The following is a 17,895-nucleotide window of genomic DNA, read 5'->3' as shown; positions in this document are numbered from 1 at the left end:
CCGTCGGGATCGACGGCGGTCGGAGAGGGTCAGTTACCGGAGGACGGTCGAGCCGTCAATACCAGTACTTTCGCCCGCCGACGGCGCGCCCTGTCGTACCGAGCACCATCAGGACGAGACCGATGACCAGGAGGATGATCCCGATTGTCGTGAGGATCGAAATCTTCGCGACGAGACCGATGATCAGCAGAATGATTCCGAGGATGATCACGGTATTGCCTCATTTCCTTTTCGACGGACCGAGACTACTGACTCGGCTGTGGCACTTCACAGTTCACCTTCGGGTTCACGCCTGCGTAGTTGAGTGGGCCTGCGATCACGGTGACGGCGATGGTGCCCGCGCTCGCGCAGTCGGCGTTGGCCTCTTGGAAGTAGCCGCGCTGCCAGACGGCGATAGCCCCGATGATCAACCACACCACGACGATGATCGTGACGAGTCGTCCGATGCGCATTTCCGACCTCCCATGGTGAGTGCCGGCTCGAGCCGGGGCACAGTGTCACACTTTGCTTCTGTGGGGCGAGGCAGGCCGCGCCGATGTTGTTACGTCGGCGTTGTATCGGTCGGCTTTGAATGGGCACCGGGCGTGTCGTTCGATCGGGTCTCATTCGATCGGACGTCACTGGTCCGGGTGTCGTTCGACCGGGTGCCGGTCGTGTCCGTATTCGTGTTCGCGTCCGCATTCGTGGACTTGGTGGTGGGATCGAGCTTGTCGGCCCGCTTCCACTCCTTGTCCAGCTCTTCCCGGGACGTGCTGGCAGTGCGCTGGTGCGTCGCCGCCTCGTGCTGAAGTCGCGACGCCTCCGCGGCTTTGGCCTCGGCATCTGCCTGGGCCCGCCGTGCCTCGGCGGCAGTCTGATCGGCGATCGCTTCACGCTGCCCGACGATGGAAGCCTGTTCCTGGGCTTTTGTGCGGATGTCCTGGGCCTCGTGGAGCCGTGCTTGCTTGCGCTTGCGCGTTGCGGCAACGGCCAGCGCGATCAGGGCAAGGACGACGACGATCGCGACGACGATCCAGATGACGGTCGTGGTGGTATCCATGTGCTACTCCCAGCAGTCGTAGGGTAAAGATACCCACTCGACCCCCTCGGCAAACAGATCGAAAGCCAATCGAAACCAACTGTGGGCGGGCGCGGTGGCCAGGGAACGGAACCGGCTACCGTGATCGAATGACTGAACTGCTGCAGAAGCAGGGGGTGCGGGGGCAGTTGCATCGCCCGGAGGGTGATCCGGTGGCCGGGTTGGTGCTGACGCACGGGGCGGGAAGTAACTGCGACACAAAGCTGTTACGAGCGATGGCCGAGGGTTTCGTGGAACGAGGCGTGCTGGTCCTGCTGTTCGACCTGCCCTTTCGACAGCGCCGTGCGTCGGGCCCGCCGCATCCGTCGAGGGCAGCGGAGGATCGCGAGGGCGTTGCGGAGGCCGTCGCCGTCATGCGTGACTTCGGGCCCGAGCCGGTGTGGGCCGGCGGGCATTCGTACGGCGGTCGTCAAGCGTCCATGCTGGCCGCGGAGGTGCCCGCCGGGATCGATGCCCTCCTGTTGCTGTCCTATCCGCTGCATCCACCGGCGAAACCCGAGAAGCCTCGCACAGACCATTTTCCGGACCTGCGCACGCCCGCAGTGATCGTGCACGGTTCGAAGGATCCGTTCGCAACCACCGAAGAAATGGAATCGGCACTCGAACTGATTCCGGGGACGACGATCCTCGTCGAGTTCGACGGTGCGCGCCACGACCTGGCCCCGGACAAGTTTCCCGTGGTCGACCGTGCTGTCGCCGCGATGTTCGACCTTCTTCAGCGTCGGGAAAAGTGATCGGTATGTTCGATTGATGAGCAACGTACAGAGTGGCGCGCCCCACTGGTTCGCCTCGGCCCTGGCCTGCCCGGTGGAGGTCGGCCAGGTGGATGTGGCCGCCGCACAGATCCGGTACCGCGCGTGGGGGCCGACGGGAACCCCCGGAATCGTGTTGGTGCACGGTGGAGCGGCACACAGCAGGTGGTGGGATCACGTCGCACCCATGCTGGCCACCGGACGACGGGTGGTCGCTCTCGATCTCTCCGGACACGGAGACAGTGACTCTCGCGAGCACTACGGGCTCGAGCAGTGGGCCGAAGAGGCCCTGGCCGTCGCGAAACCCGCTGGTATCTCCGGTCCACCGGCCTTCGTCGGACACAGCATGGGCGGAATGGTGTCCTATGTGGCCGCCCAGTTGTTCGGCGAGGATCTGGCCGGGGTCCAACTGATCGATTCACCCGTTCGCGCCCAGACACCCGAGGAGGAAGCGGCACGGCAGCAGCGGGCGTTCGGGCCCAAGAAGGTGTATTCGAGCAAGGCCGATGCGCTCGCCCATTTCCGGTTCGTGCCGCCGCAGGAGTCGGCGGTTCCGGCCGTCCGCGACCACGTCGCGGAGACCTCGATGCGGGAGGTGGAGGGCGGCTGGTCGTGGAAGTTCGACCCCGGATTCTTCGCCCGCAGCGGCAGCGATCGGCTGGTCGCGGCAGAACCCCGCTGCCGCATCGCGTTCTTCCGTGCCGAGAACGGGATCGTCGACGAAGAGATGATGAGGACTATGAGGGCGCGATTCGGCCCGACCGCGCTGGTGACGGACATCCCGGACGCGGGGCATCACGTGATGATCGACCAGCCGTTGGCGTTAGTGGTGGGTATCCGCACCGTCCTTGCCTCCTGGGACGCCGAAGATTCCGTGACAGGGATGCCCGCCTGAGTCACGCTCCTGATCGGACCGCGGAAACGAACTGCTCGATCAGCGCCGCGTCCTTGACGCCGCGGGAAGATTCCACACCGCTCGACACGTCGACACCCCACGCGCCGGTGGCGTCGATTGCGGTCCGGACGTTGCCGGGATTCAGGCCGCCGGCGAGGATCCACTCACCGTCGGGTCGGGCCTGCCCCGCCCAGTCCCACGGCACTCCCGCGCCGGCTGTCGCCCCGTCGACGAGGAGGCGGTCGGCCCCGAAATCGCCGGACGAATCCCCGGCAACCACCGCACGGATCACCGTGAGCCCTGCCTCTCGCAATCGGGTGACGTCCTCGGCGGACCTCACATCGTGCACCTGGACGGTGCCGAGCCCGGCTGCGGCCGCGATCTCGATCACCTCCGGTACAGAACTTCCCTTGAACACCCCCACCGCCACGGTGGGACCGGTGACGGAGCGGATCAGCGCCGCCGCATCCTCCACCGCAATTCGGCGCACGCTCTCGGCAAAGACGAAGCCCACGGCGTCGACACCGAGTCGCACGGCCACATCGACCGAGGCTTGGTCACGCAGACCGCAGACCTTGATGAACGTCACCACACGATTTTAACGGTCGCTTCGAGTAGCCGACGCAGTGCGGGTTCGCGCTCTAGGCTTCGTGACGTGGAATGGCTCAGCGACCTCAGCGTGATTTCAGGGCCTCTGCCCTGGATTCTCACCGGCCTGGGCGCACTCGGTGGCGTGTGGTTGCTGGCCGCCCGTGTCCCGTGGTTTCGCAGGAAAGCCCTGCCGCTCTGTCTCGCAGTGGCCGCCGTGGTCACCCTCGCCGTCTATATCGCCGTCGAGAAGATCCTCCGACCCTTTCCTGACCCGATCGAAATTTCCATCTATGTGTGGATCGGGGTGGGTCTGGCCGCAATTCTTTTGCTGATTCCGAGGATTCGGGCCGGACGTACGGCGGCATCGGCGGCGGTGTCGGTACTGGCGGTAATCGCGGTCGTGCTCGCGTCGGCGACGCAGATCAATCTGGTGTTCGACGCGTATCCCACTGTGGGCACCGCTTTCGGAGACGAACCGTTCGATCGCGTGGATCTTCACGATCTGGGGGGTGTCACCGAGAGGGTTGTCACCGGGACGCCTCTCGACGCGTTGTGGACTCCTCCGCCGGGGATGGGCGATGAGGGCCGCGTCCTCACCGCGCACATCCCCGCCACGCAATCGAATTTCACCGCCCGCGACGCCGAAATCTATCTGCCCCCTGCATATTTCACGAATCCTCGGCCTCTGCTGCCCGTGCTGGTACTTCTCGCCGGCCAGCCCGGCGCTCCGGAGGACTGGCTCGCGGGCGGCAAGCTGACATCTACGATGGATGCCTTCGCGGCCGAGCACGAAGGTCTTGCTCCCGTCGTGGTGGTCGCGGACGCTACCGGCTCACAGATCGCGAACCCGTTGTGCGTCGACTCGCCCATGGGCAACGTGGCCACCTATCTGGCCAAAGACGTTCCGGCCTGGGTGGCCTCGAACCTTCAGGTCAACCGGGACCCCCGAGCCTGGGCGATAGGCGGCCTCTCCTACGGCGGCACCTGTTCGCTGCAGATGGCAACCAACTATCCCGAGGTGTACCCCACGTTCCTCGACATCTCCGGACAGGAAGAGCCCACACTCGGTGATCGTCAGAGGACGCTCGACGCAGCGTTCGGCGGAAGCGAGTCTGCATTCGAGAAAGTCAATCCGCTCGATCTGATGGCGACGAAGAAATACCCGGACTCGGCCGGGGTCTTCGTCGTCGGCAGCGACGACGCGGACTACCGGCCCGGCGCGCAGAAGGTTTTCCAGGCCGCGAAGGATGCGGGCATGGATGTGCAGTACCTCGAGGTCCCCGGGGGTCACAGCTTCGCCGTGTGGTCTGCCGGACTGGAGAAGGAAACGCCCTGGCTCGCGCAACGGTTGAGGCTCATCAGGTAGCGGGCGCGGTCTCGTTCCCAATAACGAGAACCTGTTCTATATTTGCGGGGAAGTGTCATTGTCTTTTCAGCGACTGGAGTCCCCGGCATGTATCAGTGGTCCGACACCGATCTGATGTTCCGCGACGCGATCCGCGGCTTCATCGACAAGGAGATTCGACCCCACGTCGACAAGCTCGAGACCGGGGAGTTGCCTCCGTTCGACATCATCCGCAAGCTCTTCGCCACTTTCGGTATCGACGAGATGGCGCGGGACGCCCTCGAGAAGTCGCTGGCCCGCGAACGCGGCGAAGACCCCGAATCCGCGGAGAAAGGCGAGAAATCGGCCGGTCTCGGTGCGGGCAGCATGGGCGTCATCATGAATGCCGAGCTGGCGGGGGTGAGTCTCGGGCTCGTCGCCTCCCTCGGCGTGAGCCTCGGCCTGGCGGCGGGCACCATCCGCAGTCGAGGCACTCTGGCGCAGAAGGAGCGTTGGCTACCCGGCCTGGTCACCTTCGAGAAAGTGGGCGCCTGGGCCATCACCGAACCCGATTCCGGCTCGGACGCCTTCGGTGGCATGAAGTCCTATGTCCGGCGCGACGGAGACGACTACATCCTCAACGGGCAGAAGACCTTCATCACCAACGGGCCCTATGCCGACGTCATGATCGTGTACGCGAAGCTCGACGACGGCGACGCGTCGATCGACCGCCGCGACCGCAAGGTGCTCACGTTCGTCCTCGACGCGGGCATGGAGGGGCTTACCCAGGGTGCGCCGTTCAAGAAGATGGGGATGAACTCCTCGCCCACCGGTGAGTTGTTCTTCGACAACGTGCGCGTCGGCCGCGATCGACTGCTCGGCGAGACGGAAGAGGGCGGCGCATCGGACGGGAAGTCCAGTGCGAAGGAGAGCTTCGCCGCCGAACGTATCGGCATCGCCTCGTTGTCGCTCGGGATCATCAACGAATGTCACCGTCTGTGTGTCGACTACGCCAAGTCCCGCAAGTTGTGGGGCAAGGAGATCGCACAGTTCCAGCTGGTGCAGCTCAAGTTGGCCGAGATGGAGATTGCCCGGATGAACGTGCAGAACATGGTCTTCAACGCCATCGAACGGGCGGAGGCGGGGGACCCGGTGACACTGGCAGAAGCGTCGGCGATGAAGTTGTACTCCTCGCGCGCGGCCACCGAGGTGGCGATGGAGGCGGTGCAGTTGTTCGGCGGTAACGGCTACATGGCCGAGTACCGGGTCGAGCAGCTGGCGCGCGACGCGAAGTCGCTGATGATCTACGCCGGAAGCAACGAGATTCAGGTGACGCACATCGCGAAGGGTCTGCTCGGCGTCTGAGGTCGTCGATGCCCCGGGAACAAATATCGTACGGCGTACGTTAGAGGGGTGTCGTCAAGGAAAGGACACCACTGTGAAGGTCACGGCAAGCGCACTGTCACTGAACGTCGCCGACCCGACTGCATCGGCCGATTTCGCCAAGACCCATCTCGGTTTCGTCGAGGACATGGCAGCCGACGGATTCGTGTCGCTGAAGCGTGAGGACGTCGGCTTCAGCCTGGTCTTCCTGCGGACAGGACTCGAAACGTTCAAGCCCGCGCACATCGCGGGTGCGGCCGGGGAGGGTCTGCTCATCGCGCTGGTCGTCGACGGCATCGACACCGAGTACGAGCGGCTGCAGGCCGAGGGTGTCCCGATCGTCACGCCCATCGAAACGGAACCCTGGGGTGAGCGCTACTTCCAGATGAGCGACCCGAACGGAGTGATCATCCAGTTGGTGGAGTGGGTGTAGCCGTTCACACCGAAGCCAGGAACGGCTCGACGGCCGCGAGCACTTCGGTGCTCGCGGCCACCGCGCTCGAGTGGTCGAAGCCAGGAAGAATCACCGACGACGCCCCTGGAATGAGGGACGCCGCCCGCCGCGTGTCCCCCAAACGTTCGGCATCCTTGGATCCGACGAACAGCAGCGTCGGGACGGCGATCCGACGTAGCACCTCGTCGTCTACACCCGGTTCGTCACCCGAACGCCGCATGTACGCGGCCAATGCCTTCGCGTCGTTAGCTTTGAATGCCGCACGGGTGCCTGCGTCGATCGGCCAGGAGCGTCGGGCATTCCATCGTTCGAGGAACGCATCCATCCCGTCCTGCTCGAGCACGTCGATACAGCCAGGGAAGAACAAGCGATCGAAGGCGCCGGCCTGCGGGAGGCTGCTGCCGCCTCCGATGATCAGACTCTCGAGGCGTTCGGGGTTCTGAACGGCCAGTGTCAGCGCGACACGTCCACCGAGCGAGTAGCCCAGAACGTGCGCGCTGGGCAGCCCGACCTCGTCGAGGACCGCCACGATGTCGGCGCTCATCAAGTCCATGGCATACGACGCCGGATCGTGTGGTTTGTCGCTGCGGCCGTGTCCACGGAGGTCGACGAGGATCAACCGGTACCGATCCCGAAGTGCGCGAACGTAACCGAACCCGCGCCAGATGGCATGTGACAGCGCAGTGCCGTGGATGAGGACGAAGGGTTCCCCGTCGCCGACGGTCTCGTACGCGACCCGGACACCGTCGACGGGATTGGTAGCGTGCTTCACCCGCCCAGTGTGCACGATCTTCCCGTCGGTCCTACAGCAGCCCGTCCTCGGTGAGTTCGAGCCGCCGCGTCACCCCGATGTCCTCGAGAAAACGACGGTCGTGACTCACCACGATCAGTGCTCCGCGAAAACTGCGGAGCGCCTGCGTGAGATGCGACAGACTCGGGAGGTCGAGGTTGTTCGTCGGCTCGTCCAGCAGTAGCAGGCGGGGTGCAGGTTCGGCCAGCAATATCGTTGCGAGAGCTGCTCGCAACCGTTCGCCGCCCGACAATGCCGAGGCGAGCACGTCGGAGTCGTTCCCTCGGAACAGAAATCGAGCCAACTGTGCGCGAATCTGCTCCTGCGAGGCATGCGGCGCCGCCGCGGCGACATTCTGCGCCACCGTGAGCGCCTCGTCGAAGACGTCGAGCCGCTGTGGCAGGGACTTGAACGGTACGCGCGGTCCCGCTTTCACGATTGCGTCGAGCAGCGTCGTCTTGCCGACACCGTTGCGCCCGACCAGTGCGATACGCTCCGGCCCGACGACGTGTAGCGACACCCGTTGTCCGCTGCCGAGTTTCAGGTCCTGCACCGAAATCACGTCCTGGCCCGAATGCACCTCGGTGTCGGGAAGTTCGATGCGCACCTCGCGGTCGTCCCGGACGGCACTCTCCGCTTCCGTCAAAGACTCCCTGGCCTCGTCGACCTTCGCGATGTGGTTGTTTCGCAGCTTCCCCGCCGATTCCTGGGCTTGACGCTTCCGCATCCCCATCACGATCTTCGGTTCACGCTTGGTCTCGAACATCTTCTGGCCGTAGCGTTTGCGCCGATCCAGCTTGATCCGCGCCTCGGCGAGCTCCCGTTTCTGCTTCTGTACGTCACCACGCGCGTCCCGCACCGCGGCCAATGCAGCTTCCTGCTCCGCGTCCACGATCTCCTGGTAGACGCTGAAGTTGCCGCCGAACATCCGGATGCCGCCGCCGCGCAGCTCCGCGGTGGCGTCCATGAGGTCGAGCAGATCACGGTCGTGGCTGACCACCAGCATGGCGCCCGAGAACTGCTCGACGACGGAGTAGAGCCTGCGGCGCGAACTCCCGTCCAGATTGTTGGTGGGCTCGTCGAGCAGAAGTATCTCCGGTTCGGTCAGCAGCTTTGCGGTGAGGCCGAGCAGGACCGTTTCACCCCCGGACAGTGTGCCGACCGTGCGATCGAGGTCGCTCGCGGAGCCGAGCACCCGTTCGAGCCCGAGTTTGTGCAGCGTCGAGATCGCGCGTTCCTCGATGTCCCAGCGACCCTGGGCAGCGTCGAAGTCCTCGGGGGTGCCCACCCCGGATTCGATCCGGTGCAGCGAGTGGCGAAGATCGGCGATACCGAGGATGCGGTCTACCCGCAGACCCGGATCGAGGGTGATGTCCTGCGGCAGGTAGGCCACCTCGCCGCGTGCGACGATCGACCCCCGGTCGGGCTGCAGTACGCCGGCGATCAGGCGAAGGAGGGTGGATTTTCCGGCACCGTTGAGGCCGACCACGCCGGTACGGCCCGAGCCGAACACGGCGTCGACGCCGTCGAAGACCGGTTCGCCGTCAGGCCACGAGAAAGTGAGATCGGACAGGGACAGATATGACTGGGCCATGGGGTACTCCGAGGTGTGTGCGGATGAAGACTCGCGGAACTACCTCGTCAGGAGCAACGGCCCGTGTCCTTTCGTCTGACGCGCCCTGCGCGCATCGGGTGAGTTCAGGGTAGGGCCCACCCGATGCCTCGGCAATCGAATTAAATCTGCGGGCCGTCCGCGCGCAGTTCGTCCACCTTCGCCATCGCCTCGCGCAGTTCGGTGAGCCACTGCTCACTGTGCTTGCCTGCGAGTCGAACCGTCCACATCAGGGCGTCCGAGCGAGATCGCGCCACCCCGGCGTCGACCAGTGTGTCGAGAACCTTGCGTTCGGGCTGGCGAAGTCGGGTCATCACCGGGACGGCGAGGTGAGTGAACAACGAGCGGCGGCCGTCGAGGGTGACTCCCCACGCCACCTTCCGTCCGTAGCGGAGTTCGGCCTCGTGTGCGATGCGCATTCGGTCGGCGCGAGTGCTCTCGCGGAAGCGTGCGATGCGCCCGTCGACGGCGGCCTCCGAGGCGGAGTCGCCGGACTCGACGGGAGGCAGCTCTCCCACGACGACGATCTCTTCACGGTCGACCTCGACGGTGGCCGGCCCGGTGAACCAGTCGTCGGGCAGTCGGCCGGCGAACCAGTCGGCCGCGTCGCTCGCATCGGGAACATCTGCTTGCTGCCATCCGCCGGGACGGCCGAAACGGCGGTCTCCGGGGGCCTGGGCGTTCTTCATGGCGTCCTCCTGGGAGCCTGGATGCTCTGTCTGTGTGACGAAGCATTGATTACATGATTACACCCTTATCCTCAGGGCCGCCAGCATCTCAGGCATGATCGACTACGTGCGCACCTCAACAGTTCGTCACAGTCCCACCGGCCCCAGGCGTAAGGCCACCGCCGGCATAGCCGTCCTCGCGATGACGCTGTCCGCCTGCGGCCTCTTCGGACCTGATCAGCCGGATACCGTCAGCCAGGAGTTCGTCGATGCTCTCAATGCCGACGACGTCCAGGCAGCCGCGGCCCTCACCACCGACCCCGCCGCCGCATCGGCGGCCATCACCGCCCTCTACGACGGGCTGGGCAACAAGGACGGAACCTTCGCCCGTACCGACGTGCAGGAGTCGGGCGACGACGCCGGAACCTTCACGATGGAGGTCACCTGGCCCTTCGCCGAGGGGCAGGAGTGGAAGTACAGCACGAGTGGCAACGCGGCGAAGCAGGGTGACGACTGGAAGATCACCTGGGATCCGGCCGTGCTTGCGCCCGGGCTCACGGAAGACACGACCGTTCGCTACACCCCGACGACCGGGCGGCCGCCGAAGGTGCTGTCGTCGTCTGGCGCGCCGATTCTCACGGAGCAAGTGGTCACTCTGGTGAACCTGGACCAGGGTGCGGACACCGCCGCAGTGGCAGCGCTGCTCGCCCCCCTCGCGCCCACGATCACCCCGGCGTCACTGCAGAAGGATGTGGCCGATGCCCAGGGCAAACCCGTCACCGCGATCAGTCTGCGCGCGGAGGATCTGGCACCCATCGAGGCGCAACTGACTGCACTTCCAGGGGTGACGCTCGTCCCGCAGGCGCGACTGCTGAGCACCGACAAGGCACTCGCATCCCCGACGCTGTCCGGACTCGCCGACCTGTGGCAGCAGGGGCAGGACGCCTCCGCCGGGTGGGCCGTCCAGCTGGTCTCAGCCGATGGCTCGGCGGAGAGCATCGCGGGGGAGGACGGCCCCGTCGCCCCCGACATCACGACCACCCTCGACCTCCCGATGCAGACGGCGGCCGAGCGGGCTCTGGCGGACATGCCGCAGCAGGCCGCGATCGTCGCCCTGCGCCCGTCCACCGGTGCCGTGCTGGCGGTCGCGCAGAACGCTCCCGCCGACGCGCTCGGCCCGATCGCGCTCACCGGCCTGTACCCGCCGGGGTCCACCTTCAAGACGGTCACGACGTCGGCTGCCCTGCAGGCCGGATCCGCCACCATCGACACCGTGCTGCCCTGCCCCGGAACCGAGAACATCGAGGGCAGGCAGATACCCAACGACGATCAATTCGACCTTGGTCAGGTCCCGCTGCACACCGCCTTCGCCCGATCGTGCAATACCACGATGGGCCGGTTGGCTGTGGGGCTTCCGGCCGATGCCCTACAGAACGCGGCCCTGCAGTTCGGACTCGGGGTGGATTATGTGACACCGGGTTTGACAACCGTGACCGGCAACGTACCGATCGCCGACAGCTCGGCGGCCCGTGTCGAATCTGCGATCGGTCAGGGTCAGGTGACCGCGTCCCCCTTCGGAATGGCATTGGTTGCGGCGTCGATCGCTCGCGGCTCCACGCCGGCGCCCATGATCGTGACGGGGCAACCGGGCACTGCCGATCGGACGGCCCCGCCGGTACCTGCCGAGGTGACCGCGGATCTGCGAACGATGATGCGTGAAACTGTGACCGGCGGTACCGCTACTGCGCTACAGGACATTCCGGGACTGCTCGGAAAAACCGGCACGGCGGAGTCTGGTAACGGTCCGGCCCACGGCTGGTTCGTCGGAATCAAGGACGATCTCGCATTTGCCGTATTTGTCGCCACAGGAGACAGCTCGGCCCCTGCTGTGCAGGCCGCGGGGCGTTTTCTGCGCTAAACCGGTTCGCGGGTCGTGCTCGACGAGATAAGTTGTGGCTCAACCGTAACTCCTTCGTAGGCAAGTTGTGCTTGTTACGCATGTGACTGAAAGCAAGATGGTGGACATGGGGAATGGACGATCGCTTGGACGCCGCAACAAATACGTGATCGCCCTCATAACGGCTGTGATATCAGCGGTCGTTCTGGCGTCCTGCGTGATGTCGACAGAGGAGGCCGACGCCAAGTCGGTCGTCGCCTCCTTCGTCGAAGCGCTGAACGAGCGCGATGCCGCTGCCGCTGCCGCACACACCTCGTATCCCAACGCCGCAGAGTCGGCGATTCAGCAGATGTTCGACGGCTTGAAACCCGAGGACGCCCAGTTCGACCTCACCCAGTTCATGGACCTCGGTTCCGACTCCGGGTTCTTCACCGTCGGTGCCGCGTGGAACTTCGGTGAGGGCAAGGACTGGAGCTATCAGGTGCAGGGCGGCGTGCGGCACCTGTCGGTGGGCTGGCGCATCTCGTGGGATCCGTCGATCCTCGCGCCCGACCTCGGTAACGGGCGTAGCGTCCGATACGACCGGACGGACGCCGCTCCGCCCAGGATTTTCGACGCCGCCGGTGCGCTGCTGATGAACGAGCAGACCATCAATGCGATCACCTTGGATCCGGCCACGATGCCGGATCCTGTCGTGACCACCCGCCGCCTGGCCGAAGTCCTCGAACCGGTGGCTCCGCTGGTGACGGCAGACACGATGATGGCCGACCTCGCCCAGAAACCGGGAGAGCAAGTCACCGCAGTCCTCCTGCGCGATCAGGACTACCTGTACCTCGAGGAGGACTTGAACATCCCCGGGGTCGTGGTTATCAAGACACCGAAACTGATCACTGCGGATCGCCGCATCACCACTCCGCTGCTCGACCCGCTGCGGAAGGTGTGGCAAGCCAACCGTGACGCCACCGCCGGCTGGGCCGTCCACCTCGTCGATCCGAACGGCACGCTGATCCCGCAGGCGGGATTCCAGGGCCCACCCGGACCCGACATCGTCGCCACCATGGATTCGCGGCTGCAGTTGGCTGCTGAAGAAGCGGTGGTCAGTGTGGGCACCCCGGCCTCGATCATCGCGATCCAGCCGTCCACCGGGGCCGTTCTCGCCGCCGCGCAGAACAACCAAGCGATGGAGCAGGGGCCGATCACCTTCCAAGGTCTCTACCCGGCCGGGTCGAACCTCGACCTGATCAAGAAGGCCGCCGGACTGCAGAAGGGTGTCGACCCGTCGTCGCTGTCGATGGAGGACATCGCGAAGGCAGGGAACCAATTCGGACTCGGGATGAACTACAACGTTCCGGGGCTCGACCACCAGACCGCGGTGTTCACTGCCGACCAGTCGGGAATGAACCAGGTGATGAACCGCAAGAACGAGGACCTGCCCGCCGTGACACCGTTCGGAATGGCAATGGTGGCGGCGTCGATCGCCCGGGGCAGTGCGCCCGCACCGATGATCGTGCAGGGTCAGCCGGGGACCAGCGAGGTGGCGGCTCAGCCGCTTCCCGCGAACGTCACCGATCAGCTGCGCGCAATGATGCGGGACAACGTGGTGCGCGGCGGCGCTTCCTTGCTGAACGGCTACCCCGACCTCATCGGCATGAACGGGGCCAGTGGCGATGACCGCTGGTTCTACGGATCCCGCGGAGACCTCGCCTTCGCGGTGCTCGTTGCCGACGCGGACGGTGGCGACCGCGCCGTGAAGATGACCGACATGCTGTTCCGGGAGATGGCCAAGCCGGCGAGCTGACCCTGCGCCCACCGGCGTCGTGCGGCAGCGCTGAAGGGGTCAGTACGCAAGGGTAAGTTTTTCACCTGTGCCCCTGCTCGATATCGGTCTACTCATCGTCGCGGGGTTCTTCGCGGGACTGGTCGGCTTCGTCACCGGACTGGCCTCCATCGTGTCGTACCCGGCCTTACTCGCAGCGGGACTGCCGCCTGTCACCGCGAACGTCACCAACACCGTTGCGATGGTGGCCGTCGGCGTCGGTGCGCTCTCCAACTCGACGCGCGAGGTGGCGGACACGGGCCCGAAGTTGTGGCGCTGGGTGCTGGCGTCCGCTGCCGGTGGAATAGTCGGGGCCGCGATCCTCCTGGGCGCCCCCGAGGGTTCCTTCGAGGCCGTGGTGCCGTTCATGGTGGCGTTCGCCGCGCTTGCCCTGCTCCTGCAGCCGCGGATCCGCGCGTTCGCCGGGGAGCGCGACCTGCCCCGTACCTACATGCTGTCCCTGTTCGTCGTCGCAATCTACGGCGGCTATTTCGGCGCAGGAGCCGGCGTGATCTTCCTGGCGAGCGCATTGATCCTCACGTCCGAGACGATCTGGCGCGCCACCATCCTGAAGAGCTTCCTTTTGGGTATCGCGAATCTCGTGGCGGCTCTCGGCTTCGCGGTGTTCGGACCCGTTCACTGGGGCGCCGCGGCGGCGATGGCGATCGGTGCCCTTGCCGGCGGTTGGTGCGGTCCGCCGGTGGTCAAGCGGATTCCGCCGTCGATACTCCGTGTCGTGATCGCGGTGGCAGGGTTCGGCCTCGCCGGGTGGCTGTGGATGCGGTAAGCGGACGACCACGAACCGGGTCAGTGCACTCCCTTCATCAGACGCTTGATCCACGGTGAGCCGACCGCCAGCAGCACGCCCACCGCGATGGACCCGAGGCCGATAGCGGTGAAGTAGGGGACCTCGTTGTTCTCGTTGTAGAAACCGGCCAACGTGCCCGCCATCGCAGTACCCAGCGCCACGGACAGGAAGAATAGGGCAACCATCTGCGTGTGGAAAGCCTCCGGGGCGAGCTTGGTCGACAGCGACAACCCTACCGGCGACAGGAGCAGTTCCGCGAAGGTGAACAGCAGGAGAATGCCGCACAGGCCGAGGAGTGGAGCGCTGTTGGCGCCACCACCGGACATCGGAATGAACGCCAGGAACGCCAGCCCCATGATCATCGTGCCCATCGCGAACTTGACGGGGGAGGACGGCTGGCGTGGCCCGAGCTTCGTCCATGCGGCGGCGAACACGCCCGCGAAAATGATGATGAAGACCGGGTTGATCGATTGCACCCAGGAGGGCGGGAAGTCCCATCCGAACAGGTTGCGGTCGAGTCGCTTGTCGGAGTAGACCGCGACGGTGGTGAACTGCTGCTGGAACAGCGACCAGAAGACGGCACTCGCGATGAACATCGGAATGAATGCGTAGACCCGGCTCCGCTCGATCGCGGTGATGCGGCGACTCGACAGGATGATGGCGAAGTAGCCGATGGCCGCGACGACTGTGAGCGCCACGACGACATCCGACATGTTGCTCGTGGTGACCAGACCGGTCAGGCACGCCGCGGCGATCACGATCACTGCTGCGGCGGCGATGGCGATCCACTTGGTGCGCTGGTCCGACGGCAGCGGGTTGGGGGCGGTCGCACCGATGCCGCGCAGATGCTTGCGGCCCAGCGTGTACTGAACCAGACCGAACGCCATACCGACGGCGGCGAGGGCGAAACCGGCGTGGAAGCCCATGGTGTCCTGCGCCCAGCCGGTCAGCAGGGGACCGACGAGAGCGCCGAGGTTGATACCCATGTAGAAGATGGAAAATCCGGCGTCGCGGCGCTCGTCGTGCTCGTCGTAGAGGTCGCCGACCAGCGAGGTCGCGTTCGCCTTCAGACCGCCACTGCCGAAGGCCACACACACGAGTCCGACCCCCACACCCCACAGGCCCGGGAAGACGGCCAGTGCGATGTGCCCGAGCATGACGAGTACCGCGCTGTAGAACAGGGTGCGCTCGGAACCGAGGAGCCGGTCGGCGATCCACGCCCCGAGGATCGTCGAGAGATACACCGTGCCGCCGTAGGCGCCGACGATGCTGGTGGCCGAGGCCTCGGAGATTCCGAGCCCGCCGTCGGCTGCCGAATAGTAGAGGTAATAGATCAGGATGCCCTGCATCCCGTAGAACGAGAACCTCTCCCACATTTCCACGCCGAACAGGTTCGCGAGGGCGAACGGCTGGCCGAAGAAACCGGTGTCGGCTCGCTTTTCGTCCTGCCGCGGATCGACGGTGTCACTCATGCAACGACTGTCCCACTTCGCACGTCGGTTCGGGCGGCGACGCGGCGGATTCGCTGCCGATCAGCTGGGGGTGCGTACCTTCGTGACGGCTCTCGCGACCGCACGCCAGCCGAGAAGGAACACCGCCAGAACAGTGCCCGCCACCAGGATGAAACTGAAGGCCGTGCCCTGACCACTGACAACGCGGAGCAGCATGCCGACCACCAGTGTCGAGAACCACACCAGCAGCCCCGTCGGCACGATCAACGCGGCGTCGAACTTGTCGCGGTACAGCGCTACGGTCGCGACCCAGCCGACGGCGAGGCCGCTGAGGAAGGGCCACGCCGTGATGGCGAGTCCCGTCAGCGCGGTGGCTTCGTCGTGGCTCCGGCGGCCGATTGCGCAGAAGACGACCACGAGCACGACATCGACGACCAGTGCGGGAAGGAACTTCTTCACCCGGTCAGCGTAATGCGGCGGCACATGCGACCCACGTGCACGGCCGACTCTTGTTCTCTCGTAGCGGAGGCGCAGCATCCGGGGCGACGTGGACCGTGTTGACCATCTCCTCAAAATCTCCAGCCGAGACTGTAGACTTTTGGTAGCGACGGTTCTAAAGTATTGATCGTCAACAGAGGGAATCAATTAGCGGGGTGGCCGACGGGCTGCCGAGGAAAGACGAAGGCACGGGGCGGAGCCGGAATGACGAAGAGGTGGCTCCGCCCCCCGAACACCCGGCGTGAGAAGGAGAAGGTCAGCTACTCACGCTGTTCACAAGAAGTCGAGGTGAGAGGCGGGTGTTGCGTATCCATCATCAGGATCCGTATGCAATGAATGTCTTGTCCTTGTGCCGGCCGCGGCCGGTGCAGCTATAACCCCTTCGGACCCCGGCGCGAGCTCGCGCCGGGGTCCCTTACGACGCAACGAAGGGCTTGACGCAGGAACTGTGGATAACTCCACCGGCACCACCAATGAACTCGACAACGACGACTACCCCGCATACACCATGGGGCGCGCCGCCGATCTTCTCGGTGTCACCGCAGCGTTTCTTCGGAGTCTCGACGACATGGGGTTGCTGGTGGCGTACCGCTCGGAGGGCGGACATCGCCGCTATTCGCGGCGTCAGCTCCGGCTTGCCGCCCGCGTCCGGGAGCTCGTCGACACCGGCACGGCAGTCGAAGCGGCCTGCCGCATCATCTCGCTCGAAGACCAGCTCGCCGAGGCTCGGCGCGAAAATACCAGCAGCTAGGCAGTGTCGGCTTCGCCGGTGCTGTGCGGGGTGTGTCTCGCCCCCGGCTGCTCCCGGCGCTCGAACTCGAGGTCCATCTCTAGGTCCTCATGCTGATTGTGGCGGAAGAGAATGAGGAAGACGATCCACCCGATCAGGGCCACGAGAATGTAACTGACCACGCGGTAGACGAAGACGGCTGCAAGCGCCTGCGACGCCGTCGTTCCCGCCGCCGTCAGGGTGGCAATCAAGGTGCCATCGACGAACCCGAGTCCTCCCGGCGCCAGCGGAATACTGGCAACCGCCTTGGCGGCAGCGAACGCGATGAGCAAGCCGGCGAACGAGGGTTCGGCGCCGACGGCCCAGCAGGCGAACCCGAGACAGGCCACATCGGCGAGGCGGTGCACCGCCGACCACCCGAAGGCGGCGAGGGAATCGCGCCGGCCCAACTCCACCGAATCGAGCTGGCTGAGGATCTCCTTCCATCGCTCGACACCGGTTTCCGGAGGGTTCTTACGGAACCTGTTGTACCGAGTGAGAACCCGATGTCCCGTCGACTCGATGCAGTCGGGGTTACGGGATATGTATCGCAAGCCGTAGAACAGGGCGAATGCGGCTATCAGTGACAACACCAGGGTGATGGGGCTGACTCTGGTTCCGACGGCGAACGCGCCGGCCACGCCGAGAAACGCGAGGCTGCCTGCGGCGATCACCCCGGAGATCGCGAGCTGCCACGATGCGACGACAGGCGTCGCGCCCCACTTGCGGGTCTGCTTGTAGGTGAACGCGGTGGAGAAGACCTGGCCTGCCGGCAGGCTGACGGCCATCGCAGTGCTCGCGTAGATGACGGACACGGACTTCAACTGGGAGACGACGACGCCTCCGGCTCGCAGTAACCGCTGCTGGACGGCGCCGTAGCCGCTCAGCGACACCGCCTGCGCCGCGATGCAGGCTGCAACCCATCCCCAATGGATCTCGGTGAGTGCTTTCCACGAATCGCTGAGGGTCGGCCACAGGTATATGCCCTCGATGGTCAGGAGGGTGAGCAGCCCGGCCCCGAGCAGCCACTTGATCCACCAGAATCGACTTCGCTGCCGAGGTGGCTCGGCAGTGGGCGGGTCGGAACGAGGCAGGGCCACATCCCAAGC

19 protein-coding genes are annotated in these 17,895 nt (G+C 65.4%); 9 read left to right on the top strand and 10 right to left on the bottom strand.

All coding sequences use genetic code 11. The annotated features are described in order from the left end of the window. Positions 1–55: 55 nt before the first annotated feature. The 3 genes from CBI38_RS38530 to CBI38_RS25685 form a co-directional block, all read right to left on the bottom strand. Positions 56–211, bottom strand: coding sequence for a DUF6131 family protein (locus CBI38_RS38530; protein WP_201453406.1), 156 nt, complete (start codon positions 209–211; stop codon positions 56–58). 34 nt (positions 212–245) lie between these two features. After that, complete coding sequence (locus tag CBI38_RS25690; RefSeq protein WP_109333340.1) at positions 246–452, bottom strand: hypothetical protein; 207 nt, start codon at positions 450–452, stop codon at positions 246–248. Positions 453–541: 89 nt separating this feature from the next. Further along, the gene (locus tag CBI38_RS25685) at positions 542–1,039 is read right to left on the bottom strand and encodes a hypothetical protein (RefSeq protein ID WP_109333338.1); all 498 of its coding nucleotides are present in this window, start codon (positions 1,037–1,039) and stop codon (positions 542–544) included. 128 nt (positions 1,040–1,167) lie between these two features. Here CBI38_RS25685 and CBI38_RS25680 point away from each other — a divergent pair, with 128 nt between their 5' ends. Beyond that, complete coding sequence (locus tag CBI38_RS25680) at positions 1,168–1,812, top strand: alpha/beta hydrolase family protein (protein ID WP_109333336.1); 645 nt, start codon at positions 1,168–1,170, stop codon at positions 1,810–1,812. A 16-nt stretch (positions 1,813–1,828) separates the two neighbouring features. Beyond that, complete coding sequence (locus CBI38_RS25675; RefSeq protein ID WP_109333334.1) at positions 1,829–2,725, top strand: alpha/beta fold hydrolase; 897 nt, start codon at positions 1,829–1,831, stop codon at positions 2,723–2,725. A 1-nt stretch (position 2,726) separates the two neighbouring features. Here CBI38_RS25675 and CBI38_RS25670 read toward each other — a convergent pair whose 3' ends face one another. Next, positions 2,727–3,314: a phosphoribosylanthranilate isomerase gene (locus tag CBI38_RS25670; protein WP_109335358.1), complete on the bottom strand. Its 588-nt coding sequence runs from the start codon at positions 3,312–3,314 to the stop codon at positions 2,727–2,729. Between the two features lie 66 nt (positions 3,315–3,380). On the opposite strand from CBI38_RS25670, the gene CBI38_RS25665 reads away from it, so the two are divergent. The 3 genes from CBI38_RS25665 to CBI38_RS25655 all read left to right on the top strand — a co-directional run bounded on the left by CBI38_RS25665 (position 3,381) and on the right by CBI38_RS25655 (position 6,456). Beyond that, positions 3,381–4,682, top strand: a complete 1,302-nt coding sequence (locus tag CBI38_RS25665) for an alpha/beta hydrolase (RefSeq protein WP_109333332.1) — start codon at positions 3,381–3,383, stop codon at positions 4,680–4,682. A gap of 87 nt (positions 4,683–4,769) precedes the next feature. Next, a complete protein-coding gene (locus tag CBI38_RS25660; protein WP_109333330.1) occupies positions 4,770–6,005 on the top strand; it encodes an acyl-CoA dehydrogenase family protein in 1,236 nt (411 codons plus the stop codon). 73 nt (positions 6,006–6,078) lie between these two features. Then, complete coding sequence (locus CBI38_RS25655; RefSeq protein WP_109333328.1) at positions 6,079–6,456, top strand: VOC family protein; 378 nt, start codon at positions 6,079–6,081, stop codon at positions 6,454–6,456. Between the two features lie 4 nt (positions 6,457–6,460). Here the strand turns inward: CBI38_RS25655 and CBI38_RS25650 are convergent, their stop codons facing one another. The 3 genes from CBI38_RS25650 to CBI38_RS25640 all read right to left on the bottom strand — a co-directional run bounded on the left by CBI38_RS25650 (position 6,461) and on the right by CBI38_RS25640 (position 9,568). Beyond that, a complete protein-coding gene (locus tag CBI38_RS25650) occupies positions 6,461–7,267 on the bottom strand; it encodes an alpha/beta fold hydrolase (RefSeq protein WP_109333326.1) in 807 nt (268 codons plus the stop codon). 13 nt (positions 7,268–7,280) lie between these two features. Next, complete coding sequence (locus tag CBI38_RS25645) at positions 7,281–8,861, bottom strand: ABC-F family ATP-binding cassette domain-containing protein (RefSeq protein ID WP_109333324.1); 1,581 nt, start codon at positions 8,859–8,861, stop codon at positions 7,281–7,283. Positions 8,862–9,001: 140 nt separating this feature from the next. Next, complete coding sequence (locus tag CBI38_RS25640; RefSeq protein WP_109333322.1) at positions 9,002–9,568, bottom strand: hypothetical protein; 567 nt, start codon at positions 9,566–9,568, stop codon at positions 9,002–9,004. A gap of 94 nt (positions 9,569–9,662) precedes the next feature. Between CBI38_RS25640 and CBI38_RS25635 the strand changes: the two genes are divergently transcribed. The 3 genes from CBI38_RS25635 (at position 9,663) to CBI38_RS25625 (ending at position 14,047) form a co-directional block, all read left to right on the top strand. Then, positions 9,663–11,465 carry a penicillin-binding transpeptidase domain-containing protein gene (locus CBI38_RS25635; RefSeq protein WP_109333320.1) on the top strand — a complete coding sequence of 601 codons (1,803 nt, stop codon included), beginning with the start codon at positions 9,663–9,665 and terminating at the stop codon, positions 11,463–11,465. Between the two features lie 97 nt (positions 11,466–11,562). After that, entirely contained in the window at positions 11,563–13,242 is a 1,680-nt protein-coding gene (locus tag CBI38_RS25630) for an NTF2-like N-terminal transpeptidase domain-containing protein (protein ID WP_109333318.1), read from the top strand. Between the two features lie 67 nt (positions 13,243–13,309). Beyond that, a complete protein-coding gene (locus tag CBI38_RS25625; RefSeq protein ID WP_109333316.1) occupies positions 13,310–14,047 on the top strand; it encodes a sulfite exporter TauE/SafE family protein in 738 nt (245 codons plus the stop codon). A 20-nt stretch (positions 14,048–14,067) separates the two neighbouring features. Here CBI38_RS25625 and CBI38_RS25620 read toward each other — a convergent pair whose 3' ends face one another. Further along, positions 14,068–15,540: a peptide MFS transporter gene (locus CBI38_RS25620; RefSeq protein ID WP_109333314.1), complete on the bottom strand. Its 1,473-nt coding sequence runs from the start codon at positions 15,538–15,540 to the stop codon at positions 14,068–14,070. 60 nt (positions 15,541–15,600) lie between these two features. Then, the gene (locus CBI38_RS25615; protein WP_109335357.1) at positions 15,601–15,978 is read right to left on the bottom strand and encodes a DUF3054 domain-containing protein; all 378 of its coding nucleotides are present in this window, start codon (positions 15,976–15,978) and stop codon (positions 15,601–15,603) included. Positions 15,979–16,525: 547 nt separating this feature from the next. Here CBI38_RS25615 and CBI38_RS25610 point away from each other — a divergent pair. Further along, entirely contained in the window at positions 16,526–16,768 is a 243-nt protein-coding gene (locus CBI38_RS25610) for a helix-turn-helix domain-containing protein (protein ID WP_109335356.1), read from the top strand. On the opposite strand, the gene CBI38_RS25605 is transcribed toward CBI38_RS25610, so the two are convergent. Then, positions 16,765–17,886: a lysylphosphatidylglycerol synthase transmembrane domain-containing protein gene (locus tag CBI38_RS25605; RefSeq protein ID WP_109333312.1), complete on the bottom strand. Its 1,122-nt coding sequence runs from the start codon at positions 17,884–17,886 to the stop codon at positions 16,765–16,767. The genes CBI38_RS25610 and CBI38_RS25605 overlap by 4 nt on opposite strands. Positions 17,887–17,895: the final 9 nt, after the last annotated feature.

The sequence above is a fragment of the Rhodococcus oxybenzonivorans genome, from assembly GCF_003130705.1.
In the GTDB taxonomy this organism is placed as follows: domain Bacteria; phylum Actinomycetota; class Actinomycetes; order Mycobacteriales; family Mycobacteriaceae; genus Rhodococcus_F; species Rhodococcus_F oxybenzonivorans.
Note: the sequence above shows the minus strand (reverse complement) of the source record. Positions and strands in the feature narration are given on the sequence as shown.